The 23,022-nt window shown below is 61.4% G+C and carries 18 protein-coding genes; 8 read left to right on the top strand and 10 right to left on the bottom strand.

Annotation, left to right across the window (positions count from 1 at the left end; genetic code table 11):
- The first annotated feature begins 361 nt into the window (after window positions 1-361).
- From C6Y56_RS28830 to C6Y56_RS28865, 8 genes are read left to right on the top strand one after another with little or no spacing between them, the layout of a single operon-like run.
- A complete protein-coding gene (locus C6Y56_RS28830) occupies window positions 362-1,276 on the top strand; it encodes a GDP-mannose 4,6-dehydratase (RefSeq protein ID WP_169432558.1) in 915 nt (304 codons plus the stop codon).
- A complete protein-coding gene (gene gmd, locus C6Y56_RS28835; protein ID WP_007954189.1) occupies window positions 1,273-2,244 on the top strand; it encodes a GDP-mannose 4,6-dehydratase in 972 nt (323 codons plus the stop codon). Before C6Y56_RS28830 ends, gmd begins: the two co-directional genes overlap by 4 nt.
- Before the next feature lie 3 nt (window positions 2,245-2,247).
- On the top strand, window positions 2,248-3,690 hold the full coding sequence (locus C6Y56_RS28840) for a mannose-1-phosphate guanylyltransferase/mannose-6-phosphate isomerase (RefSeq protein WP_169432559.1): 1,443 nt from the start codon (window positions 2,248-2,250) through the stop codon (window positions 3,688-3,690).
- The gene (locus C6Y56_RS28845; protein WP_169432560.1) at window positions 3,691-4,488 is read left to right on the top strand and encodes an ABC transporter permease; all 798 of its coding nucleotides are present in this window, start codon (window positions 3,691-3,693) and stop codon (window positions 4,486-4,488) included.
- Entirely contained in the window at window positions 4,488-5,738 is a 1,251-nt protein-coding gene (locus C6Y56_RS28850; protein WP_169432561.1) for an ABC transporter ATP-binding protein, read from the top strand. The genes C6Y56_RS28845 and C6Y56_RS28850 overlap by 1 nt, the downstream gene beginning before the upstream one ends.
- Window positions 5,735-7,102: a glycosyltransferase family 4 protein gene (locus tag C6Y56_RS28855; protein ID WP_169432562.1), complete on the top strand. Its 1,368-nt coding sequence runs from the start codon at window positions 5,735-5,737 to the stop codon at window positions 7,100-7,102. The genes C6Y56_RS28850 and C6Y56_RS28855 overlap by 4 nt, the downstream gene beginning before the upstream one ends.
- Window positions 7,086-8,216 carry a glycosyltransferase family 4 protein gene (locus C6Y56_RS28860; RefSeq protein WP_169432563.1) on the top strand — a complete coding sequence of 377 codons (1,131 nt, stop codon included), beginning with the start codon at window positions 7,086-7,088 and terminating at the stop codon, window positions 8,214-8,216. The genes C6Y56_RS28855 and C6Y56_RS28860 overlap by 17 nt, the downstream gene beginning before the upstream one ends.
- Window positions 8,217-9,347 carry a glycosyltransferase family 4 protein gene (locus C6Y56_RS28865; RefSeq protein WP_169432564.1) on the top strand — a complete coding sequence of 377 codons (1,131 nt, stop codon included), beginning with the start codon at window positions 8,217-8,219 and terminating at the stop codon, window positions 9,345-9,347.
- 4 nt (window positions 9,348-9,351) lie between these two features.
- Here C6Y56_RS28865 and C6Y56_RS28870 read toward each other — a convergent pair whose 3' ends face one another.
- The 10 genes from C6Y56_RS28870 to C6Y56_RS28915 form a co-directional block, all read right to left on the bottom strand.
- Window positions 9,352-11,382: a pyridoxamine 5'-phosphate oxidase family protein gene (locus tag C6Y56_RS28870; RefSeq protein WP_169432565.1), complete on the bottom strand. Its 2,031-nt coding sequence runs from the start codon at window positions 11,380-11,382 to the stop codon at window positions 9,352-9,354.
- Between the two features lie 45 nt (window positions 11,383-11,427).
- Window positions 11,428-12,054: a glutathione S-transferase family protein gene (locus C6Y56_RS28875; protein WP_169432566.1), complete on the bottom strand. Its 627-nt coding sequence runs from the start codon at window positions 12,052-12,054 to the stop codon at window positions 11,428-11,430.
- Between the two features lie 104 nt (window positions 12,055-12,158).
- A complete protein-coding gene (locus C6Y56_RS28880; protein WP_169432567.1) occupies window positions 12,159-13,085 on the bottom strand; it encodes a LysR family transcriptional regulator in 927 nt (308 codons plus the stop codon).
- Between the two features lie 103 nt (window positions 13,086-13,188).
- On the bottom strand, window positions 13,189-14,595 hold the full coding sequence (locus C6Y56_RS28885) for an amino acid permease (protein ID WP_169432568.1): 1,407 nt from the start codon (window positions 14,593-14,595) through the stop codon (window positions 13,189-13,191).
- Window positions 14,596-14,706: 111 nt separating this feature from the next.
- Complete coding sequence (gene hutH, locus C6Y56_RS28890; RefSeq protein WP_169432569.1) at window positions 14,707-16,239, bottom strand: histidine ammonia-lyase; 1,533 nt, start codon at window positions 16,237-16,239, stop codon at window positions 14,707-14,709.
- Window positions 16,240-16,241: 2 nt separating this feature from the next.
- Window positions 16,242-17,933 (bottom strand): urocanate hydratase, encoded by a 1,692-nt coding sequence (gene hutU, locus C6Y56_RS28895; protein WP_169432570.1) that lies wholly within the window; start codon window positions 17,931-17,933, stop codon window positions 16,242-16,244.
- Between the two features lie 404 nt (window positions 17,934-18,337).
- Window positions 18,338-20,170, bottom strand: coding sequence for a glutamine--fructose-6-phosphate transaminase (isomerizing) (gene glmS, locus C6Y56_RS28900; protein WP_169432571.1), 1,833 nt, complete (start codon window positions 20,168-20,170; stop codon window positions 18,338-18,340).
- Window positions 20,171-20,172: 2 nt separating this feature from the next.
- Entirely contained in the window at window positions 20,173-20,949 is a 777-nt protein-coding gene (locus tag C6Y56_RS28905) for a DeoR/GlpR family DNA-binding transcription regulator (protein WP_169432572.1), read from the bottom strand.
- A 132-nt stretch (window positions 20,950-21,081) separates the two neighbouring features.
- Window positions 21,082-22,449: a bifunctional UDP-N-acetylglucosamine diphosphorylase/glucosamine-1-phosphate N-acetyltransferase GlmU gene (glmU, locus tag C6Y56_RS28910; RefSeq protein WP_169432573.1), complete on the bottom strand. Its 1,368-nt coding sequence runs from the start codon at window positions 22,447-22,449 to the stop codon at window positions 21,082-21,084.
- 118 nt (window positions 22,450-22,567) lie between these two features.
- On the bottom strand, window positions 22,568-22,993 hold the full coding sequence (locus tag C6Y56_RS28915; protein WP_007954164.1) for a F0F1 ATP synthase subunit epsilon: 426 nt from the start codon (window positions 22,991-22,993) through the stop codon (window positions 22,568-22,570).
- Between the last annotated feature and the right edge of the window lie 29 nt (window positions 22,994-23,022).

The following is a 23,022-nucleotide window of genomic DNA, read 5'->3' on the forward strand; positions in this document are numbered from 1 at the left end:
GCCGGTATCACCGGGGTTCGTCCTGCGTCATCGGGCACATTTCTGTTCTTGTTTTAATGGTCGGTTTTACCCTGTCGCACGACCCTCAGGAAAAACTGCCGGGGAACGCGACGAGGGGCATTCTAAACACATCCGTCGCGGATTCGTGAACCGCCCGGCGAGAAAAATCCGGCTACTCTGACGAGAACTGACCGGTCACGATTTGTCCTGTTGAAATTGTCACGCAATTGGCACAGATTGGCAGCCAAACAACTACAACAATGACTTCACCTACAGACCTGCCGAATTGCTCCTACGATTCGACAGCAAATTCCCGACAAGCCTGTGGGAAAGGTGAACGTTAAAGACCAAGGGGCGCTGTTTGAAAAAAAGTCTGTTCATCACGGGCCTCAGTGGGTTCGTGGGACAACACATCCAGTCACGTCTGCAAGAGGAAGACGCGTCGTGGCAGTTGCTGCCTGCCGCCTCACCCTATGACCTGACAAAACCTGAAAGCCTTGTCGATCTGTGGCCGCAACTGCCCGATGCGGTCATTCACCTCGCTGGCCAGACCTTTGTCCCCGAAGCCTTCCGCGATCCGGCACGTACCCTGGACATCAACCTGCTCGGCACCTTGAACCTGTTGCAGGCGCTCAAGGCCCGCGGTTTCAAAGGCACGTTTCTGTATGTCAGCTCAGGTGATGTCTACGGCCAGGTTGAAGAACACGCTCTACCCATTACCGAACAACAACCACCCTGCCCGCGCAATCCCTACGCCGTAAGCAAGCTGTCGGCGGAATTCCTCAGTCTGCAGTGGGGCCTCAGCGAAGGCTGGCCGGTATTGGTGGCGCGCCCGTTCAATCACATCGGCACCGGGCAGAAAGACAGCTTCGTCATCGCCAGCGCCGCACGCCAGATCAGTCGCATCAAACAGGGCCTGCAAGGGCCGCAACTGGAAGTCGGCGACATCGACGTCACCCGGGATTTCCTCGACGTTGACGACGTGGTTTCCGCCTATTTCGCGCTGCTGGAAAAGGGCACGCCGGGTCAGGTCTACAACATTTGCTCGGCCCGTGAACAAAGCATCCGCAGTCTCATCGAGCAAATGGCCGATCTGGCCGAAGTCAACCTGCAACTGGTTCAGGATCCCGCACGCATGCGTCGCGCGGATCAGCGTCGCGTCTGCGGCAGCCATCAACGGCTCGCCCGGACCACAGGATGGACGCCGCAAATCACTACACAACAATCCCTGCGGGCGATCCTGTCCGACTGGGAGAAGCGAGTACGACAAGAATGACAAAAAGTGCATTGATCACAGGGATTACCGGCCAGGACGGTGCTTATCTGGCCAGACTGCTGCTCGACAAGGGATACAAGGTTCACGGGCTGGTGGCGCGGCGCAGCAGCGATTCGCGCTGGCGTCTGCGGGAAATGGGGGTCGAAGCCGACATCGTGTACCTGGATGGCGACATGGCCGATGCCTGCTCGGTGCAGCGGGCGGTCATCAAGTCGGCGCCGGACGAAGTCTACAACCTGGCGGCCCAAAGCTTCGTTGCCGCCTCCTGGGATCAACCGGTGACCACCGGCATCGTCGATGGCCTGGGCGTGACTCACTTGCTCGAAGCGATCCGCCAGTTCAGCCCGCACACGCGTTTCTACCAGGCATCGACCAGCGAGATGTTCGGTCTGATCCAGGCCGAGCAACAGGACGAGAACACCCCGTTCTACCCGCGCAGCCCTTACGGCGTGGCCAAACTCTACGGCCACTGGATCACCGTCAACTACCGCGAAAGTTTCAACCTGCACGCCAGCAGCGGCATCCTGTTCAACCATGAATCGCCACTGCGCGGCATCGAGTTCGTGACCCGCAAGGTCACCGACGCGGCCGCCCGGATCAAGCAGGGCAAACAGCAGGAACTGGCCCTGGGCAACATCGACGCCAAGCGCGACTGGGGCTTTGCCGGCGACTACGTCGAAGCCATGTGGCTGATGCTGCAACAGGACAAGCCCGACGATTTCGTGGTCGCTACCGGCGTCACCACCACTGTGCGCGAAATGTGCCGCATCGCCTTCGATCACGTCGGCCTGAACTACCGCGATTACGTGAAAATCGACCCGGCCTTCTTCCGTCCGGCCGAAGTCGAAGTGCTGCTGGGCAACCCGGCCAAGGCCCAGCGTGTGCTGGGCTGGAAACCGAAGACCGACCTCGACACCCTGATCCGCATGATGATGGATGCGGACATGAAACGCGTCGCCAAGGAGTAGGCCATGCTGATCCCCGTGATTCTGTCCGGCGGTGCCGGCACCCGTTTGTGGCCGGTGTCCCGAGAGGGCCATCCCAAGCCGTTCATGACCCTGCCCGACGGCCAGTCGCTGCTGGGCAAGACCTACCGGCGCGCTGCCGGTCTGCTGGACGGCTGGGGAGACATTGTCACGGTGACCAACCGCGAGTACTACTTCCAAAGCAAGGATCACTATCAGGCCGCGCGCCTGTCACGGCACCGCGGACACTTCCTGCTCGAGCCCACCGGCCGCAACACGGCCCCGGCCATCGCTGCGGCAGCACTGTCACTGCAAGCCCTGCACGGCGACGAAGCGATCATGGTGGTGATGCCCGCCGACCACCTGATCGTCGACGAAGTGGCGCTCAAGAGTGCGGTCGAACACGCGGTCAATCTGGCGAAGGACGGTTACCTGGTGACCTTCGGCGTAGTGCCGACCGCTCCGGAAACCGGCTTCGGCTACATCGAGACCGGCGCGCCACTGGATGCCAGAGGCGCGGCCAAAGTGCAGCGTTTCGTGGAAAAACCCGACCTGCAGACCGCCACCCATTATCTGGAGAGCGGTAACTTCCTGTGGAACTCGGGAATGTTCTGCTTCACCACCGCGACCCTGATCGCCGAGCTGGCGCTGCACGCCCCCGTGCTGCTGGAACAGACCCGCGCCTGCATGGCCGCCAGCGAACCGGTGGAAACCGTCGGCTGCCTGCAACAGGAATTGTCGGCGGCGCTGTTCGCCGAGATCACCGATATTTCCATCGACTACGCGCTGATGGAACGCTCGGAAAAAGTGGTTGTGGTTCCCGCCAGTTTCGACTGGAGCGACATCGGTTCATGGGGCGCGGTAGCGGCGCTGGTGCCCGCAGATGCTGACAATAACCGCGCCAGCGGCGAAGCGATCTTCATCGACAGCCGCAACAACTTCGTCCAGAGCGAAGGCCGGCTGGTGGCTGCGGTGGGTGTAGAAGACCTGATTGTGATCGACACCGCCGACGCCGTGCTCGTCGCCCACGCCGACCGTGCTCAGGATGTACGCCGGGTCGCCAAGCAGCTCAAGGACAAGTCCCACGAAGCCTATCGCCTGCACCGCACGGTCAGCCGTCCATGGGGCACCTACACCGTGCTCGAGGAAGGCCCGCGCTTCAAGATCAAACGCATCGTGGTCAAACCCGGCGGCAAGCTGTCGCTGCAGATGCACCATCACCGCAATGAACACTGGGTGGTGGTCGAAGGCATGGCCAAGGTCACCAACAACGGTACCGGTACCACGCTGGTGGCCAAGAACGAGTCGACGTTCATCGCTGCCGGTCACAAGCACCGTCTGGAGAACCCCGGCGTGATCGACCTGGTGATCATCGAAGTGCAAAGTGGCGAATACCTGGGAGAGGACGACATCGTCCGCTTCGAAGACCAATACGGCAGGACGGTGTGAATGCTGCTTTCCCTGTACCGCTCGCTGCACGACTACCGGGGTTTCATCCTCGGTAGCGTCAAACGGGAGTTTCAAGCGCGGTACCGCAATTCGCTGTTCGGCGCGCTGTGGACGGTACTCAACCCGCTGTCGATGATCATCGTCTACACCGTGATCTTTTCCCACATCATGCGCGCCCGTCTGCCTGGCGTGGACGACGGCATGGCCTACAGCGTCTACCTGTGCGCCGGGCTGCTGACCTGGGGCCTGTTTTCGGAAATCACCCTGCGCAGCCAGAACATGTTTCTGGAGAACGCCAATCTGCTGAAGAAAATCAGCTTCCCGCGCCTCTGCCTGCCGGTGATCGTACTGCTCAATGCCGGTATCAACTTCGCGATCATCATCGGCCTGTTCCTCGGTTTTCTGTTGATCACCGGACGCTGGCCGGGGATGGCCCTGTTGGCACTGGCGCCGTTGCTGGCGCTGCAAGTGCTGTTCTGCGCCGGGCTGGGCATGATCCTCGGCGTGCTCAACGTGTTCTTTCGCGATGTCGGGCAATTGTTCGCCATCTGTCTGCAATTCTGGTTCTGGCTGACGCCCATCGTGTACCCGCTGAGCATCCTGCCCGAGTGGGTGCAGCGCCTGCTGCAACTCAACCCGCTGACCAATCTGATCGGCAGTTACCAGAACCTGTTTCTCTACGGTCAATGGCCGGTGTGGAGCTCGCTGCTGCCGATCTTCGTGATCGGCCTGCTGCTGTGCGTGATCGGGCTGCGCCTGTTCCGCCGGCGGGTCGGCGAAATGGTGGATGAACTCTGATGGGGCACATACGCGTCACCGGCCTGGGCAAGGCCTACAAGCAGTACCCCACCCGCTGGAGTCGCCTGGCCGAATGGCTGATTCCGTTTTCGCCGATGCGCCATCGCCAGCACTGGGTGCTGCAGGATGTGAATTTCGAAATCGCCCCCGGTGAAGCGGTGGGCATCGTCGGGGTCAACGGCGCTGGCAAAAGCACCCTGCTCAAGATGATCACCGGCACCACCCAGCCCACCTGCGGCCAGATCCAGCTCGAGGGCCGGGTCGCGGCGCTGCTGGAGCTGGGCATGGGTTTTCACCCGGACTTCACCGGGCGGCAGAATGCGGTGATGGCCGGGCAACTGCTGGGCATGCACGTCGAAGAAATTGAAGCGCTGATGCCGGACATCGAACGCTTCGCGGAAATCGGCGAGGCCATCGATCACCCGGTGCGCACCTACTCCAGCGGCATGCAGATGCGCCTGGCCTTCAGCGTCGCCACCGCGCGCCGCCCGGACATACTGATCGTCGACGAAGCGCTGTCGGTGGGCGACGCCTACTTTCAACACAAGAGCTTCGACCGTATCCGCAGCTTCCGCAAAGCCGGCACCACGCTGCTGATCGTGTCCCACGACCGCTCGGCGATCCAGTCGATCTGCGACTCGGCGATCCTGCTCGAGGCCGGCCACATGGCTATGCACGACAAACCCGAAGCGGTCATGGATTACTACAACGCCCTGCTCGCCGAACGCGAGGGCCAGACCGTGCGCCAGGAACTGCTCGACGGCGGCCAGGTGCGCACCGTGTCCGGCACCGGCGAGGCCGGGATCCTCAGCGTGCGACTGCTCGATGAGCACGAGCGCTCCATCGAAGCCGCCGAAGTCGGTCAGCCGGTAACACTGGAAGTCGACGTCGAGATTCGTCAGGACATCGAACGGCTGGTGCTGGGGTTCATGATCAAGGATCGTCTGGGCCAGGCCATGTACGGCATCAACACCCACCGACAGAACAAGGCGCTGGAAGATCTGCATGCCGGTGAGCGCATCACCTATCGCTTCGCCTTCGTCATGGGCCTGGGCAAGGGCAATTACTCCGTGGCCCTGAGCCTTTCGCGGCTGGATTCACACCTGGACCGCAACTTCGAATGGCGTGATTACGGCCTGGTGTTCCACGTGATCAACAACCGCCAGGAAGATTTCGTCGGCTGTTCCTGGCTGGGCGCCAGAACCTCGATCACCCGCCATGCGGACAGCCTCGCGGAGCGTGCGCCATGAAACGCCTGCTGGTCGAATGCACCCACGTGTTCAAACACCCGAAAGTCAATTCCGGGATTCAGCGGGTGGTGCGCAATGTCATCAAGCAACTGCCGCCGAGCGCTGAAGGTGTCGAGTGCGTGCCGGTAGTCTTGCTCAAGGGCGAGCTGTACCGCGTGAAGCGCCTGGCGCCACTGAACGCTCCCCTGTTCAATGCCATCGTCACGTTTGGCGAGCGCCTGGAACGGCTGGCCCATCGCTTCTGGCAACTGCATCAGCGCCTCGACAGCCGCTGCCGGAGCAAAACGACACGACGGGGCCTGTACGTCGGCTATCGGCTGGGCTCGTTCGGCCTGTTCGGTATCCCGTTGCGGCTGATCGAACGCGTCAACCGCTATCAGTTGCCCCAGCGCTGTGAGCCACTGGAACACCAGCCCGGCGACCAACTGGTGTTGCTGGATTCGTCCTGGCACTCGGACTTCTTTCTGCATGCCGAACGCCTGAAAGACCAAGGCGTGGGCATCGTAGCGGTGATCTACGACCTGATTCCCCTGACCCACCCGCAGTTTTACGACACGCGGCTGGTGCAGGTTTTCAGCGAATGGTTCGACTGGATCACCCGTACCGCCGACGGTTATCTGGCGATTTCCGCCACCGTGCGCGATCAGGTGCGCGAGGAAGTGCAGCGCCGTCTCGGTCCGGCAGATGTCGAAAAGCGCTGGTTCGACTATTTCCACCTCGGCTCCGAGCTGGATCTGCAAAGCGTCGATGCAGCCGTCGAACCGCAGCTGGAGCGTGTGTTCACAACGCCAGAGCCGGTGTTCCTGATGGTCAGCACCATCGAACCACGCAAGAACCACGACTATCTTCTGGATGCCTTCGAACGCGCCTGGGCAGCCGGTTCAAATGCGCGCCTGTGCATCGCCGGACGCATCGGCTGGAAGTGCGATGCCCTGCTCGCCCGGGTACGCAATCACGCCGAACTGAACCGGCGTCTGTTCATGTTCAACGACTTGAGCGACACCAGCCTGGAATACGCGTATGCCCACTCCAGCGCATTGGTGTTCCCGTCGTTCGTCGAGGGCTTCGGCCTGCCGCTGGTGGAAGCCATGCAGCGCGGATTGCCGGCGATGGGCAGCGACATCGCGGTGTTCCGCGAGATCGGCGGCGAATTCATGGCCTACTTCAATTTGCACGATCCGCAACGCCTTGCCGATCTGGTGACGACCTTCGAGCGCAGCGGCCAGTTTCCCGCCGCCCGTAACGTGGCCGAGTGGCATTGGATCGGCTGGCGCGAAGCCAGTCAGCAACTGGCCGAACGCACCGCACGCCATGTGCTGCAAGCGCCCGCGGCGCAAGCGAGGTCCCATGCGCATAGCCCTTAACGCACGGATTCTCCAGGCACCACGCACCGGGATCGGCCATTACGTTGCTGAACTGGTCAACGCCTTGCACACCGAAACCGATATCGACGTGGCACTGTTTCACGGCTGGGGCTGGAGTGCGCAGTTGCCGGAAGCGGCGATGCCCGGCTACTCGCGCCTGAGCCCAGTGCTGCGCAAGATCCCCGGCGCCTATCAGGTACGCCGCTGGCTGGAACAGAAACGCTTCGATCAGGGCCGCACACCCGACATCGACCTGTATCACGAACCGAGCCTGTGGCCGCTGGCCTTCGACGGCCCGACCGTGATCACCCTGCACGATCTGACGCACCTGCATTTCCCGGACACGCAGCCGCAGGCACGGCTCAGGGAAATCGAGCGGCGACTGACCGACGGCATCCAACAGGCACAGGTGATTCTGACCGACTCGCAAGCCATCGCCGACGAAGCACAACGCTATTTCGGGCTGCCAGCCGAGCGCTTCGTGGTGGCACCCCTGGGTGTCGCCGAGCGCTTTCATCCACGCGAGCCGCAAGCCATCGACGCCGTGCTCAAGGCGCATGCCGTGGAGGCGGGGGAGTATTTCCTGTGCGTCGGCACGCTGGAGCCGCGCAAGAACCTGAGCCTGGCCCTGCGCGCCCACGCGCTATTGCCCGAAGCCGTGCGCCAGCGCTTCCCGCTGTTGATCGTCGGTATGGCCGGCTGGCAGCGCGAACAATTCAGTGAGCAATTGCGTGAAGCCCTGGCCAGCGGTCATGTCTGCCTGCTCGGCTACTTGCCGGATGAACAGGTTGCGCAATTGCTGGCCGGCGCCCGGGCGCTGGTTTTTCCCTCGTTGTATGAAGGTTTTGGCCTGCCGGTACTGGAAGCGATGGCCAGTGGCACGCCGGTGGTGGTCACTCGCTCTTCGGCAATGCCGGAAGTGGCAGGGGTCGCCGGTAACTACATTGAAGCTGACGATGCAGACGGCTTGCGCGATGCGCTGAGTCGCCTGATCGACGATCAAGCGCATTGGCAGGCATGCCGAGAAGCCGGATTGCAGCAGGCACGGCTGTTTTCCTGGAAGCGTTGCGCGCAGGCCACGGCCGGCGCCTACCACCAGGCCATGGGAGGTTGAATGCGAGTACTTCATTTTTTCAAGACGTATCTGCCTGACTCGGTCGGCGGCATCGAGCAAGTGATCTTCCAGCTCTGCGAGAGCGGCGCCCAGCACGGTATCGACGGCCAGGTGCTGACCCTCAGCGCCCATCCCGAACCGGCCGTGGTTCAACTGGGGCAACACGAAGTGCATCGGGCCAGACTCGACATCCAGTTCGCTTCCACCGGGTTTTCCTGGAGCGTCTTCAAGCAGTTTCGCGAACTGGCCGCCGAAGCCGACGTGATCAACTACCACTTCCCGTGGCCGTTCATGGATCTGGTGCATTTCGCCAGCGGCATGGACAAACCAAGCGTGGTGACCTACCACTCGGACATCATCCGCCAGAAGAACCTGCTCAAGCTTTATCGCCCGCTGATGAACCGCTTCCTCTCCAGCGCCGACCGGATCGTTGCCGCTTCGCCGAATTACCTGCACACCAGTGATGTATTGCAACAGTTCCAGGACAAGACCCGGGTCATTCCCTATGGCCTGAACAAGGCCGGTTATCCACAGCCTGACGCCGAGCGCATGAACCGCTGGCGCCAGCAGCTTGGGGATAAGTTTTTCCTGTTCGTCGGGGTGATGCGCTACTACAAGGGCCTGCACATCCTGCTCGATGCCTTGAAAGACGTGGACTATCCGGTGGTGATCGTCGGTGCCGGCCCGTTGGAGCAGGCGCTGCACGCTCAGGCAGCCGCGCTGGGTCTGCGCAACATTCACTTCCTCGGACGGGTGAGCGATGACGACAAGGTCGCCCTGCTGCAACTGAGCTACGCCATCGTCTTCCCGTCGCACCTGCGCTCGGAAGCGTTCGGTATTTCGCTGCTCGAAGGCGCGATGTACGGCAAGCCGATGATCTCCAGCGAGATCGGCACCGGCACCAGCTACATCAATATCCACAACGAAACCGGACTGGTGGTGCCGCCGAGTCATCCACAGGCGTTTCGCGAAGCGATGCGTACCCTGTGGGAAAACCCGACCCGCGCCGCCGAAATGGGCGTCAAGGCTGAAGCCCGTTACCGGCAGTTATTCACAGCCGACGAAATGGGCCGCAAGTGGAACGAGCTGTATCAGGAACTGCTGGAGGAAAAGGCGCTGTCCTACGCCTGATCCTTTACAGATCCAGCACCAGCGGCTGGGTACTTTGCGCCGGCACCGCACAGCAGATCAGCACCTGCCCTTCCTCCGGCACTTCGGCCGGGGGCTGTGGATAATTCACTGCGCCGCTGATCAGCCGCGTCTTGCAGGTGCCGCAGGATCCACCGCGGCAACTGAATTCCGGACGCAGTCCACGGCTTTCCGCCAGTTCCAGCAGACTGCCGCCGTCGGGCTGCCAGCGCGCTTCCTTGGCCGAACGCTCGAACACCACCGGCACCGAAGTGGTCGCGGCAGGCAATTGCTCGATCACGATCGCATCCGGATCGGGTTGGCGCTTGAGGGTCGAGGGGCCGAAGGTTTCGGCGTGGATCTGGTCGTCGCGCACATCCAGTTCACGCAAAGTGTCGTAGATCCCCTGGGTAAAACCGCCGGGGCCGCAGAGCACAAAGTCGACCTGATCAAAGTCCTCGTCGGTCAGCAGATTGCGCAATAGATCGCCATCGATACGGCCACGCATATCGAAATCCTCGCCTTGCACCAGATCGTCCTCTGGCTGGCTGAGCACTCGCAACACCTTCACGGCGTCACCGGCGTCCTCCAGCAACCGATCCACCTCTGCGCGAAACGGCTGGTCGGCGAGGCTGCGGGAACTCTGAACAAACAGGGTCGGACGAATCCGCCGGGTACGCAGGCCTTGATAGACCACCTCACGCAGCATCGACAGCAACGGCGTGATGCCGACTCCGGCCGCCAACAACACCAGTGGACGGCGTTCCAGCGCCGCGACCGTGAAATGCCCTTGAGGCAAGCGCGCCTCCAGCACATCGCCTACGCGAATCTGCTCATGCAGGTGCGTCGACACACGTCCTTCGCGTTTGACGCTGATTCGGAAAAAATCGTCCGACGGCGCGCCGGACAGGCTGTAGGTACGGATGTGCACCTCGCCATCGAGGTTGAACCGTAGCGGCAGATGCTGCCCGGCGAGAAACACCGGCAGCCCCGCACCGTCGTCCGGCTCCAGATAAATCGACCGTATATGACGGCTTTCCATTTCAATCCTGGCCACCCGCAATGGTCGCCAGCTGTCCCCCAATGCCTTGGCCTGCAACCGTGCATCGGCCTGGGCCCAGTTACCGGTCAGCAGGCTGGTGGGTGACATACCGTCGAAGCGCCAGCGAAGAGCCAGCGCTGCCGGACGCCGAACCAGTTTCTCAACTTCGAATGTCCACAACCTTTCGGCGCCTTGGAAAGCCTCGATCTGTGGCCCTTCGAGAATCACCTCGGTGCGGCCGCTGAGCTGCAACACATCGCCTGTGGAAAAGTCGATAAACAGCAACCCGGCCAAGGGATTGAGGAGCAGATTGCCGAGGGTATTGAAGTGCAGATTGCCGGCAAAATCCGGGATCGTCAGTCGATTGCCCTCAATCCGCACAAAACCGGGCTGACCGCCACGGTGGGAAACATCGACTGAACGCTCACCGTCGACATCAACGTAACTGGCGACAAAGAAAGTGTCGGCACTTTCGATCAAGGCAATGGCGGCGTCATCGAGGCTGTCACGGTGTTCGGCCTTGCGGGTCTGCGGATCCGTCAGTGGCACCCGCTGAAACTGGCGCAACTGAATGTACTGCGGGCAGTTGCCAAACGACTGATCCACCGTCAGCGTAAAACCGTCCGCCCCGAGGCTGCCGATATGGCCATTGAGCCGATTGCGCCGGCGAGTATGCAGTTCGATGCCAAGCAGGCCGATCGCGGCACCGGCCTGCAACTGCGCCGGATCATCGGCAGCTGGCAGGCTGGCGAACTGCATTTGCGTCGGCTCGGGAGAGTGGGCGAATCCCGGTTCGCCCTCCAGCACACTGGCCCATGGACGCCCCTCGGCATCGACGGCGCCGTACAGCATGAAGGGCAATTGCTGATAGAACTGACGGTGCTGATCCGGCATCCAGGTGCGAATCACCTTACGACCGAACTCCTCCATGCGTTCGGCAACGCCGACATGGGCCTGCAATTGTTGCTCGCCAGCGTGCCACGGTGAACGTTCCATCTCGGACTCTCCCCTGCACCGTCGGCGCAGTGTGGGTGATCAATGTCAGGCAGTGGTTTGCAGGCCGGCGACGGTGCGCGGCATGCCGACAAAACCGGGCAGCGCTTCGATCCGCGCCAGCCAGGCACGTACATTGGCGTAGTCGTCCAGCGACACATTGCCTTCCGGTGCATGGGCGATGTAGCTGTAGGCCGAGATGTCGGCGATGGTCGGCTCGTTGCCCACCAGGTACGGGGTTTTGCCCAGTTCCACATCCATCACCTTGAGAAAGTTGTGCGCACGGGTGATGACTTCCTCGGCGTTGAACTTCGCCCCGAACACCGTGATAAGCCGCGCCGCAGCCGGGCCAAAGGCAATCGGCCCGGCTGCCGCCGACAGCCAGCGCTGGACACGCGCTGCGCCGACCGGGTCGCTCGGCAGCCAACGACCGTTGCCGTACTTCTGCGCCAGATACACCAGAATCGCATTGGAATCGGCCAGCACCACGCCATTGTCATCAATGGCCGGCACTTGCCCGAAGCTGTTGATCGCCAGGTATTGCGGTTGTTTGTGCTCGCCCTTGGCCAGATCAACGAAGATCAGCTCGGTCGGCAGTTGCAACAGGGACAGCATCAGCTCGACCCGGTGGGCGTGGCCGGAACGCGGGAAGTTGTAGAGTTTGATCGCTTGCATGGTCGACTCCGCTGGACGTTTGCGTCGCCCGAAATGGGCGACAACCGTGGCAGCCATCTTCCACCTATCGCGAAAACAACAGAATAACCAGCAAACGCAATCCATTATTTCTCTGGATGAAATAACGCCGCGTTTTTCAGGGCTGGATGCTCGCGCAAGGCGCTCACGGTGTAATCGACAAAACTGCGCACCCGGGTCGGCGCCTTGCGCCCGCCCTGATACACCACATGGATGGGCAGCGGCGGCAACTCGTACTCGGCGAGGACGATTTCCAGCTCACCCGAGGCGATCTTGCCGGCCACCTGATAAGACAGCACCCGAGTCAACCCAAGCCCCAAACAAGCGGCGGTGATAGCCGCCTGATTGCCGGTGACCACCAGTCGCGGCTCAGGCCTGACGCTCAAGGGTTCACCGCCTTCCAGAAACGGCCAGTTGCGCAGCTGACCGATGGCCGAGGTCGCCACCACTGGCGCACCGGCCAGCGCCTGGGGATGGGTTGGCCGCCCATGCGCGACGAAATAATCCGGCGAACCGCAGATCACCCGACGCACCTCGCCGACCCGGATCGCATGCTGGTTGCTGTCCGGCAAATCACCGATGCGGATCGCCACATCCACGCCTTCCTCGACCATGCTCACCACACGATCCAGCAACAGGGCGTTGATGGAAACGTCCGGGTATTGCGTCAGATAACCCGCCATCACCGGTGTGACAAACAGCTCGCCGAACAACACCGGCGCCGTCACCGTCAATTGCCCACGGGGCTGGGTGTGGCTGCCGGCAGCGGAGTCTTCGGCTTCCTGCACCTCGGCAAGAATCCTCCGACAGTCTTCCAGGTAACGCTGACCCGCCTCACTCAGGTGCACGCTGCGGGTGGTGCGAATCAGCAATTGCGTACCGATCCGCTGCTCCAGCGCCGCCACCGCCCGGGTGACGCTGGCCGCGGAAAGACCCAAGCGCCGCGCGGCAGCGGAAAAGCCCTGTTCCTGAGCAACGGCCGCGAAGACCTGCATTTCCTGGAAGCGATCCATGGTGTCCCCGAAGTGGATGAAAAACCGCCTCGCATTATAGGCAGTACCCGATCCTCAACGGGCATCACCTGCTGGAGCAGCCCAACGTGGCCATGCGATCAGATCAAGGCTGAGACACCGGCTGATCGCGGGTCACTCGCGCAGCCTGCCCGGCCGCCGGCTTGACCCACGTCAGATACGCCAGCACCAGTAACCCGATCCAGACCACGCCGACAATCAATGCCGCCTGAGTGTCCGGGAAGTAACCCAGCACGCCGAACACGAACAACATGAAGGCAATCGCCGCCATGGGTGCGTACGGCCAGAACGGCACCGGGAATTTCAATTGCGCCACCTGCTCGGCCGTCATGGAACGACGCATAGCCACTTGGGTAAACAGAATCATCAGCCACACCCACACCGTGGCGAAGGTTGCGATGGAAGCGATCAGCAGGAATATGTTTTCCGGGATCAGGTAGTTCAGCAACACGCCCAGCAACAGCGCGCAGCTCATCACAATCACCGTCAGCCACGGCACGCCATTGCGCGATAGCTGAGCAAAACCTTTGGGTGCATGCCCTTGCTGAGCCAGACCGTACATCATGCGGCCCGCACCGAAGATGTCGCTGTTGATGGCCGACACCGCCGCCGAGATCACCACGATGTTCAGAATGGTGGCCGCCGAGCTGATGCCCAGATGGTCGAAAATCTGCACAAACGGGCTGCCCTGGCTGCCAATCTGCTGCCAAGGAAAAATCGACATCAGCACCAGCATTGTCAGCACGTAGAACAGCAGGATGCGCATCGGCACGGCGTTGATCGCCTTGGGCAATACACGGTGCGGATCCTTGGCTTCACCGGCGGTCACGCCGATGATCTCGATGCCGCCGAAGGCAAACATCACCACGGCAAACGAGGCGATCAGGCCGCCCACGCCGTTGGGCATGAAGCCGCCCTGGGTCCACAAGTTGCTGATATCGGTGGCCTGACCGGGGGCGGTGCTGATGCCGAACAGCATGATGCCGAAGCCGCCGAGGATCATCGCAACGATGGCCGCCACCTTGAGCAACGACAGCCAGAACTCCATTTCACCGAAGACTTTGACGTTGCACAGGTTCAGGCCGCCAACGACCGAAACGATGCCCAGCACCCAGATCCAGCGCGAGACTTCCGGAAACCAGAAGCCCATGTAAATGCCGAACGCGGTCACATCGGCCATGCCGACGATGACCATTTCGAACGCGTAGGTCCAACCGAGAATGAAGCCCGCCATGGGGCCGAGGTAGGTGCTCGCGTAATGCCCGAACGAGCCGGCGACCGGGTTGTGCACCGCCATCTCGCCCAGGGCGCGCATGACCATGAACACCGCCGCGCCACCGATCAGGTAAGCGAGCAGAACCGCTGGACCGGCCATCTGGATGGCCGAGGCAGAACCGTAGAACAACCCGGTACCGATCGCCGATCCCAGGGCCATGAAGCGAATGTGTCGGGCCGAAAGCCCGCGTTTCAAACCTTTTGCTGGCTGCTGCATTTTTCGTCCTTATTTATTGTTATTCGACGCAAAAATCGATTCGCGGGCAGGCCCGCTCCCACAGTGGTAGACATTCCAACTGTGGGAGCGGGCTTGCCCGCGAAGAGGCCCTTACAGGCTAGGCAAAAGCTTGTCTGGAACCAGTTCGTTCAGACACCGCGAAGCCAGCAGTTCGGTCGCCGCATTGATGTCCGGCGCGAAGAAGCGATCCTTCTCGTAGAACGGCACTTCGCGACGCAGAATGCCCCGGGCTTTTTCCAGTTTGCTCGAGGTCTTCAGGCCGTTGCGCAGGTCCAGCCCCTGCACCGCCGCCAGCCATTCCACCGCGAGAATGCCGCGAGTGTTTTCGGCCATTTCCCACAGACGCTTGCCGGCAGCCGGGGCCATCGACACGTGATCTTCCTGGTTGGCGGAGGTCGGCAGGCTGTCCACCGAATGCGGATGGGCCAGTGCCTTGTTCTCGCTGGCCAGCGCCGCAGCGGTCACCTGAGCGATCATGAAACCGGAGTTCACCCCGCCATTGGCTACCAGGAACGGCGGCAGTTGCGACATGTGCTTGTCCATCATCAACGAGATGCGGCGCTCGCTGAGGGAGCCGATTTCGGCGATGGCCAAAGCCATGTTGTCAGCAGCCATGGCCACCGGTTCGGCGTGGAAGTTACCACCGGAAATCACGTCGCCTTCGGCCGCGAACACCAACGGGTTGTCGGACACGGCGTTGGCCTCGATGACCAGCACCTCGGCGGCCTGACGGAACTGGGTCAGGCATGCGCCCATGACTTGTGGCTGGCAACGCAGCGAGTACGGATCCTGAACCTTTTCGCAGTTCTGGTGCGAGTCGGAGACTTCGCTGCGCTCGCCCAGCAGATCGCGGTAAGCAGCAGCGGCGTCGATCTGGCCTTTCTGGCCACGGGCGGCGTGGATACGGGCATCGAACGGCGAGCGCGAGCCCAATACCGCTTCAACTGTAAGCCCGCCCAGTGCCAGCGCGCCGGCGAACAGGTCTTCACCTTCGAACAGACCGCGCAAAGCGAATGCAGTGGAAACCTGCGTACCGTTGAGCAGCGCCAGACCTTCTTTCGCCGCCAGCGTCAGCGGCGTCAGACCGGCGACTTTCAGCGCTTCGGTGGCTTCCATCCACTCGCCCTTGTAGCGCGCCTTGCCTTCGCCCAGCAGCACCAGCGACATGTGCGCCAATGGCGCGAGGTCGCCGGATGCACCGACCGAACCTTTCAACGGAATGTGCGGATAAACCTCGGCGTTGATCAGCGCAATCAGCGCATCGATCACCACGCGACGGATGCCGGAGAAACCACGGCTGAGGCTGTTGACCTTGAGCACCATGATCAGGCGCACCAGCTCATCGCTGATCGGCTGGCCGACGCCGGCGGCGTGGGACAACACCAGCGAACGCTGCAGGTTTTCCAGGTCTTCGCTGGCGATGCGGGTCGAGGCCAGTAGGCCGAAACCGGTGTTGATGCCGTAGGCGGTGCGGTTCTCGGCGAGGATCTGCTCGACGCAGGCGACGCTGGCTTCGATCTGGGCGGCGGCGCTGTAGTCGAGGGTCAGTTTGACCGGGTGCTGATAGACGTCACGCAGTTGGGACAGGCTCAGTTGGCCGGGGATCAGGTTCAGTGCAGTCATGTTCAGGCTCCTTTAACCGAAGTAATCATCGGCAGGTTCAGCCCCTGCTCCTTGGCGCAGTCGATGGCGATCTGGTAACCGGCGTCGGCGTGACGCATCACACCGGTGCCCGGGTCGTTGTGCAGCACGCGAGCGATACGCTCGGCCGCTTCATCCGTACCGTCGCAGACGATCACCATGCCCGAGTGTTGCGAGAAGCCCATGCCGACGCCGCCACCGTGGTGCAGCGACACCCAGGTCGCGCCGCTGGCGGTGTTGAGCAAAGCGTTGAGCAGTGGCCAGTCGGAGACCGCATCCGAGCCGTCCTGCATCGATTCGGTTTCGCGGTTCGGGCTGGACACCGAGCCGGAGTCGAGGTGGTCGCGACCGATCACGATCGGTGCCGACAGCTCGCCGCGACGGACCATTTCGTTGAACGCCAGACCGAGCTTGGCGCGCTGGCCCAGGCCGACCCAGCAGATCCGCGCCGGCAGACCCTGGAAGCTGATGCGCTCGCGGGCCATGTCCAGCCAGTTGTGCAGGTGGGCGTCGTCCGGGATCAGTTCTTTGACTTTGGCGTCGGTCTTGTAGATGTCCTGCGGATCACCCGACAGCGCCGCCCAGCGGAACGGGCCGATGCCACGGCAGAACAGCGGACGGATATAAGCCGGCACGAAACCCGGGAAATCGAAGGCGTTTTCCACGCCCTCTTCCTGGGCCATCTGGCGGATGTTGTTGCCGTAGTCGAAGGTCGGGATGCCTTGCTTCTGGAAGTCCAGCATGGCTTTGACGTGCACCGCCATCGACTGCTTGGCAGCCTTGATCACCGCGGCCGGTTCGGTCTTGGCGCGGGCGCGGTATTCGTCCCAGGTCCAGCCGGCCGGCAGGTAGCCATTGAGCGGGTCGTGGGCGCTGGTCTGGTCGGTGACCATGTCCGGGCGCACGCCGCGACGGACCAGTTCCGGGAGGATTTCGGCGGCGTTGCCGAGCAGCGCGATGGAGATCGCCTTGCCTTCTTTTGTGTACTTTTCAATGCGCGCCAGGGCGTCGTCGAGGTCTTTGGCCTGTTCGTCGACGTAACGGCTTTTCAGGCGGAAATCGATGCTGACCTGCTGGCATTCGATGTTCAGCGAGCAGGCACCGGCCAGGGTCGCGGCCAATGGCTGGGCGCCGCCCATGCCGCCGAGGCCCGCGGTCAGGACCCAGCGGCCCTTGAGGTTGGAGTTGTAATGCTGGCGACCGGCCTCGACGAAGGTTTCGTAAGTGCCCTGGACGATGCCCTGGCTGCCGATGTAGATCCAGCTGCCGGCGGTCATCTGGCCGTACATGGCCAAGCCCTTGGCGTCGAGTTCGTTGAAGTGTTCCCAGGTCGCCCAGTGCGGTACCAGGTTGGAGTTGGCGATCAGCACGCGCGGCGCATTGCTGTGGGTCTTGAACACGCCGACCGGTTTGCCCGATTGCACCAGCAGGGTTTCGTCGTCGTTCAGGTTGGTCAGGCTCTCGACGATCTTGTCGTAGCACTCCCAGTTGCGCGCGGCGCGGCCGATGCCACCGTAAACCACCAGCTCTTTCGGGTTCTCGGCGACTTCCGGGTCGAGGTTGTTCATCAGCATGCGCAGCGGCGCTTCGGTCAGCCAGCTCTTGGCGGTCAGCTTGTTGCCGCGCGATGCACGGATCTCAACATTGCGGAATTTTGTAGGCTTATTGTCAGTCACGAAAAAGACTCCTCAGCGATCAATTCAAACCAACCCTGGCGGTGGGCAAGCGGCTTGTGCGCCCCTTGGCGCGACAAGCGAATCAGTGGACGAGATGCTCGGTTTCTTTCAACTCGTATGCATACGTCTTTACTTGTACATACAAGCATATGCAATTGAACGGCCAACTTGTCGAGAAGCCATCCAGCAAAATCTGCGGATACCGCTTGGGGGCCGGATTCACGGGGCATCGAGTGATTGAATTTTTTTCGAAGGGGCGCTTTTTGAAATCAGAGAGACTGTTACAGGAGCGTGGCATTGCACCGCGCTGGGGTGTTCGGTAACAAAAGGTGGGAAACATGCCAAAGCCTGGAGACCCCGATGAGTCTCCGAGCTGTGGTCGTCTGGTGCGGCGTGTGGATAACTTATTCCACCGTCACCGACTTCGCCAGGTTACGCGGCTGGTCCACGTCTGTGCCCTTGAGCACCGCGACGTAGTACGACAGCAGTTGCAGCGGGATGGTGTAGAGGATCGGCGACAGAATGTCGTGGATGTGCGGCATCTGCACCACGTGGGTGCCTTCGCCGTTGGTCATCCCCGCCTTCTCGTCAGCGAACACGATCAGTTCGCCGCCACGGGCACGAACTTCCTGCAGGTTGGACTTGAGCTTCTCGAGCAGTTCGTTGTTCGGCGCCACGGTGACCACCGGCATGTCGTTATCCACAAGCGCCAGCGGGCCATGCTTCAGTTCGCCGGCAGGGTAAGCTTCGGCGTGGATGTACGAAATTTCCTTGAGTTTCAGAGCCCCTTCCATCGCGACTGGATACTGCGCACCACGACCGAGGAACAGGGTGTGGTTTTTGTCAGCGAACAGTTCGGCGATTTTTTCCACCGTGCTGTCCATGGCCAGCGCTTCGCCCAGGCGAGTCGGCAGGCGACGCAGTTCTTCAATCAGTCGGGCTTCAACGCCTTTTTCCAGAGTGCCGCGCACCTGGCCCAGGGACAGGGTCAGCAGCAGCAGGCCCACCAATTGTGTGGTGAACGCTTTGGTCGAAGCCACGCCGATTTCACGACCGGCCTGGGTCAGCAGGGTCAGGTCGGATTCGCGCACCAGCGAACTGATGCCGACGTTGCAGATCGCCAGGCTGCCCAGGAAACCCAGTTCCTTGGCGTTGCGCAGGGCGGCCAGGGTGTCGGCGGTTTCGCCGGACTGGGAAATGGTGACGAACAGAGTGTCCGGCTGCACCACCACCTTGCGGTAGCGGAACTCACTGGCGACTTCGACCTGGCACGGAATCCCCGCCAGCTCTTCGAGCCAGTAACGGGCAACCATGCCGGCGTGGTAACTGGTGCCGCACGCCACAATTTGCACATTGCGCACTTTGGCGAACAGTTCGGCGGCCTGCGGGCCGAACGCCTGCACCAGCACCTGATCCGAGCTCAATCGACCTTCCAGCGTGCGTTGCACCACGGATGGCTGCTCATGGATTTCCTTGAGCATGTAGTGGCGGAACTCGCCTTTGTCGGCGGCTTCGGCACCGTCGGTGTACTGCACGGTCTGGCGCTCGACGGCTTTGCCGGTCACGTCCCAGATCTGCACCTTGTCACGCTGGATTTCGGCGATATCGCCCTCTTCCAGGTACATGAAACGGTCGGTGACCTGACGCAGAGCCAGTTGGTCGGACGCGAGGAAGTTTTCGCCCAGGCCCAGACCGATCACCAGCGGGCTGCCGCTGCGAGCCGCGACCAGACGATCCGGTTGCAGCGCGTGAATGACCGCCAGACCGTAGGCGCCATGCAGTTCCTTGACGGTTGCCTTCAGGGCATCGGTCAGGTCCGGCAGCACCTTGAGCTTTTCGGTCAGCAGGTGGGCGATGACTTCGGTGTCGGTGTCGGAGGAGAACACGTAACCCTGCGCCTTGAGTTGCTCGCGCAGCGCTTCATGGTTTTCGATGATGCCGTTGTGCACCACCGCGACCTTATCCGAGAAATGCGGGTGAGCATTGCGTTCGCTTGGCGCGCCATGAGTAGCCCAGCGGGTGTGGGCGATGCCGAGACGACCCACCAGCGGATGTTCAGCCAGGGCAGCATCCAGTTCGCTGACCTTGCCCACACGACGGGTGCGTTCCAGCATGCCGTCATTGGTGTACACCGCCACACCGGCACTGTCATAACCGCGGTATTCGAGGCGCTTGAGGCCTTCGACCAGGATGGCGGTGATATTACGTTCAGCTACCGCGCCGACAATTCCACACATGCTTATTTCTCCTGACTGACCGTCGCGCAAATCAAATTGATACCGCGAGACTGAATCTGATCCCGTGCCTCCGGCGGCAGGCGATCATCGGTGATTAGGGTATGGACACTGCTCCACGGCAGCTCCAGGTTTGGAATCTTGCGGCCGATCTTGTCGGCCTCGACCATCACGACCACTTCCCGCGCCACTTCCGCCATCACCCGGCTCAAACCGAGCAACTCATTGAAGGTCGTGGTGCCACGCACCAGATCGATGCCGTCGGCACCGATGAACAATTGATCGAAGTCGTAAGAGCGTAGTACCTGCTCGGCGACCTGGCCCTGAAAGGATTCCGAATGGGGATCCCAGGTGCCGCCGGTCATCAGCAGGACCGGTTCATGCTCGAGTTCACTCAGGGCATTGGCGACATGCAGGGAATTGGTCATCACCACCAGGCCCGGCTGCTGGCCGAGCTCCGGAATCATGGCAGCGGTGGTGCTGCCACTGTCGATGATGATGCGGGCGTGTTCGCGAATGCGTGTGACCGCAGCACGGGCAATCGCCTGCTTGTATTTGGAAACGTTCTGACTGACGTCTGCCACCAGTTCCTGAGGCATGGTGATCGCCCCGCCATACCGACGCAGCAACAGACCGTGGCTTTCCAGTGCAGCCAGATCCTTGCGAATCGTAACTTCCGAGGTTTCGAAACGCTTGGCGAGCTCGTCGACACTGACTTCGCCCTGCTCATTGAGCAAGGCCAGAATATTGTGGCGACGTTGGGGTGTATTGCGTTTCGACATGGCGAGCTAAGTTTCGATTCGAAAGATAATGAAAGCAATCAAAACCTATCGAAGCAGAACCGTCAAGCCGATGACGAAAAAAAATCGCTGCCTGAGGGCAGCGATCCTTTGCCTTGAACCACTGTGGATAACTCAGCTCTTCTTGATCTTCTCCGGCCGCTTCCAGCCATCGATGTTCTTCTGTCTTGCACGAGCGACCGCCAATTGAGCGTTATCCACATTCTGGGTGATGGTCGAACCGGCCGCCGTGGTCGCACCGGCAGAGATATCCACAGGCGCCACCAGCGAATTGTTGGAACCGATGAACACATCTTCGCCCAACACGGTTTTCCACTTGTTGGCGCCATCGTAATTACAGGTGATGGTGCCAGCGCCGATGTTGGTACGGGCACCGATCTCGGCATCGCCCAGATAAGTCAGGTGCCCGGCTTTCGCGCCTTCGCCCATACGGGCGTTTTTCAGCTCGACGAAGTTACCCACATGGGCACGGGCCTCGAGCACAGTGCCCGGACGCAGACGGGCAAACGGGCCGGCGTCGCTGTTTTCACCCAGCACCGCACCTTCGATATGGCTGTTGGCCTTGATGACAACGCCTTTGCGCAAGGTGCTGTCCTTGATCACACAGTTCGGGCCGATCACCACGTCGTCTTCGATGACGACTTTGCCTTCGAGAATGACGTTGATGTCGATCAACACATCGCGACCGACGGTCACTTCACCACGCACATCAAAGCGGGCCGGGTCACGCAGGGTTACCCCCTGAGCCATCAGCCGACGGCCAGCGCGCAACTGATAGTGGCGCTCCAGTTCGGACAGTTGCCTGCGATCATTGGCGCCCTGCACCTCCATCGGATCGTGGGGCTGCTCGGTCGCGACCACCAGGCCGTCGCCCACCGCCATTTCAATCACGTCGGTCAGGTAATACTCGCCCTGGGCGTTGTTGTTCGACAGGCGTCCCATCCAGTCCGCCAGATGGCTGGCAGGTACCGCGAGAATCCCGGTATTACCTTCTGTGATCGCGCGTTGGGCTTCAGTGGCATCCTTGTGCTCGACGATTGCCGCAACCTTACCGTTCGCATCGCGCACGATGCGGCCGTAACCGGTCGGGTCATCCAGTTCGACGGTCAGCAATCCCATCTGGCCAGGAACGACATGCTCAAGCAGACGCTGCAGGGTTTCGACTTCGATCAGCGGCACGTCACCATAGAGAATCAGAACGGTGTCGGACTTGATGAACGGTACGGCCTGGGCAGTTGCGTGGCCGGTGCCCAATTGCTTGTCCTGCAGCACGAAATTGAGGTCATCGGCAGCCAGACGTTCGCGCACCACATCGGCGCCATGACCGATGACCACGTGAATGCGCTGCGGATCGAGTTGACGGGCGCTGTGGATAACATGGCCGAGCATGGAATCGCCGGCAATCGGGTGCAGCACTTTCGGCAGTGCCGAACGCATGCGGGTGCCTTGACCGGCCGCGAGGATTACGATTTCAAGAGACATGACTGCTACCAATCCTGGGTGGTCAGCAACTGCGACCGGGTTTGTAGAATTCGGAAAAGAAAAAAGGGTAGCCGAGGCTACCCTTTTTTATCAATCGCACAACAAGCGGACTGACGGATCAACCGCCAAACTTCTTGCGGATCTGCTGGACGGTGCGCAGCTGGGCTGCGGCCTCGGCCAGACGTGCGGACGCAGCTCCGTAGTCGAAATCTGCGCTCTTCTCATGCAGAGCGGCCTCGGCAGCCTTGAGAGCTGCTTGAGCCTGAGCTTCATCCAGGTCGGCGGCACGTTGCACAGTGTCGGCAAGAACCTTGACCATGTTCGGCTGAACCTCGAGGAAACCACCGGAGATGTAGAACACCTCGGCTTCCCCGCCTTGCTTGATCAGGCGGATCGGGCCCGGCTTGAGATTCGTGATCAGCGGCGCGTGGCCCAGAGCGATACCAAGATCACCCAGAGCACCGTGCGCAATCACCATCTCGACCAGGCCGGAGAAGATTTCCCCTTCCGCGCTGACGATATCGCAATGGACTGTCATAGCCATCTGATTGCCTCAACCTAAATTAGCGCCCG

The sequence above is a fragment of the Pseudomonas fluorescens genome (assembly GCF_012974785.1).
Classification (GTDB): domain Bacteria; phylum Pseudomonadota; class Gammaproteobacteria; order Pseudomonadales; family Pseudomonadaceae; genus Aquipseudomonas; species Aquipseudomonas fluorescens_BT.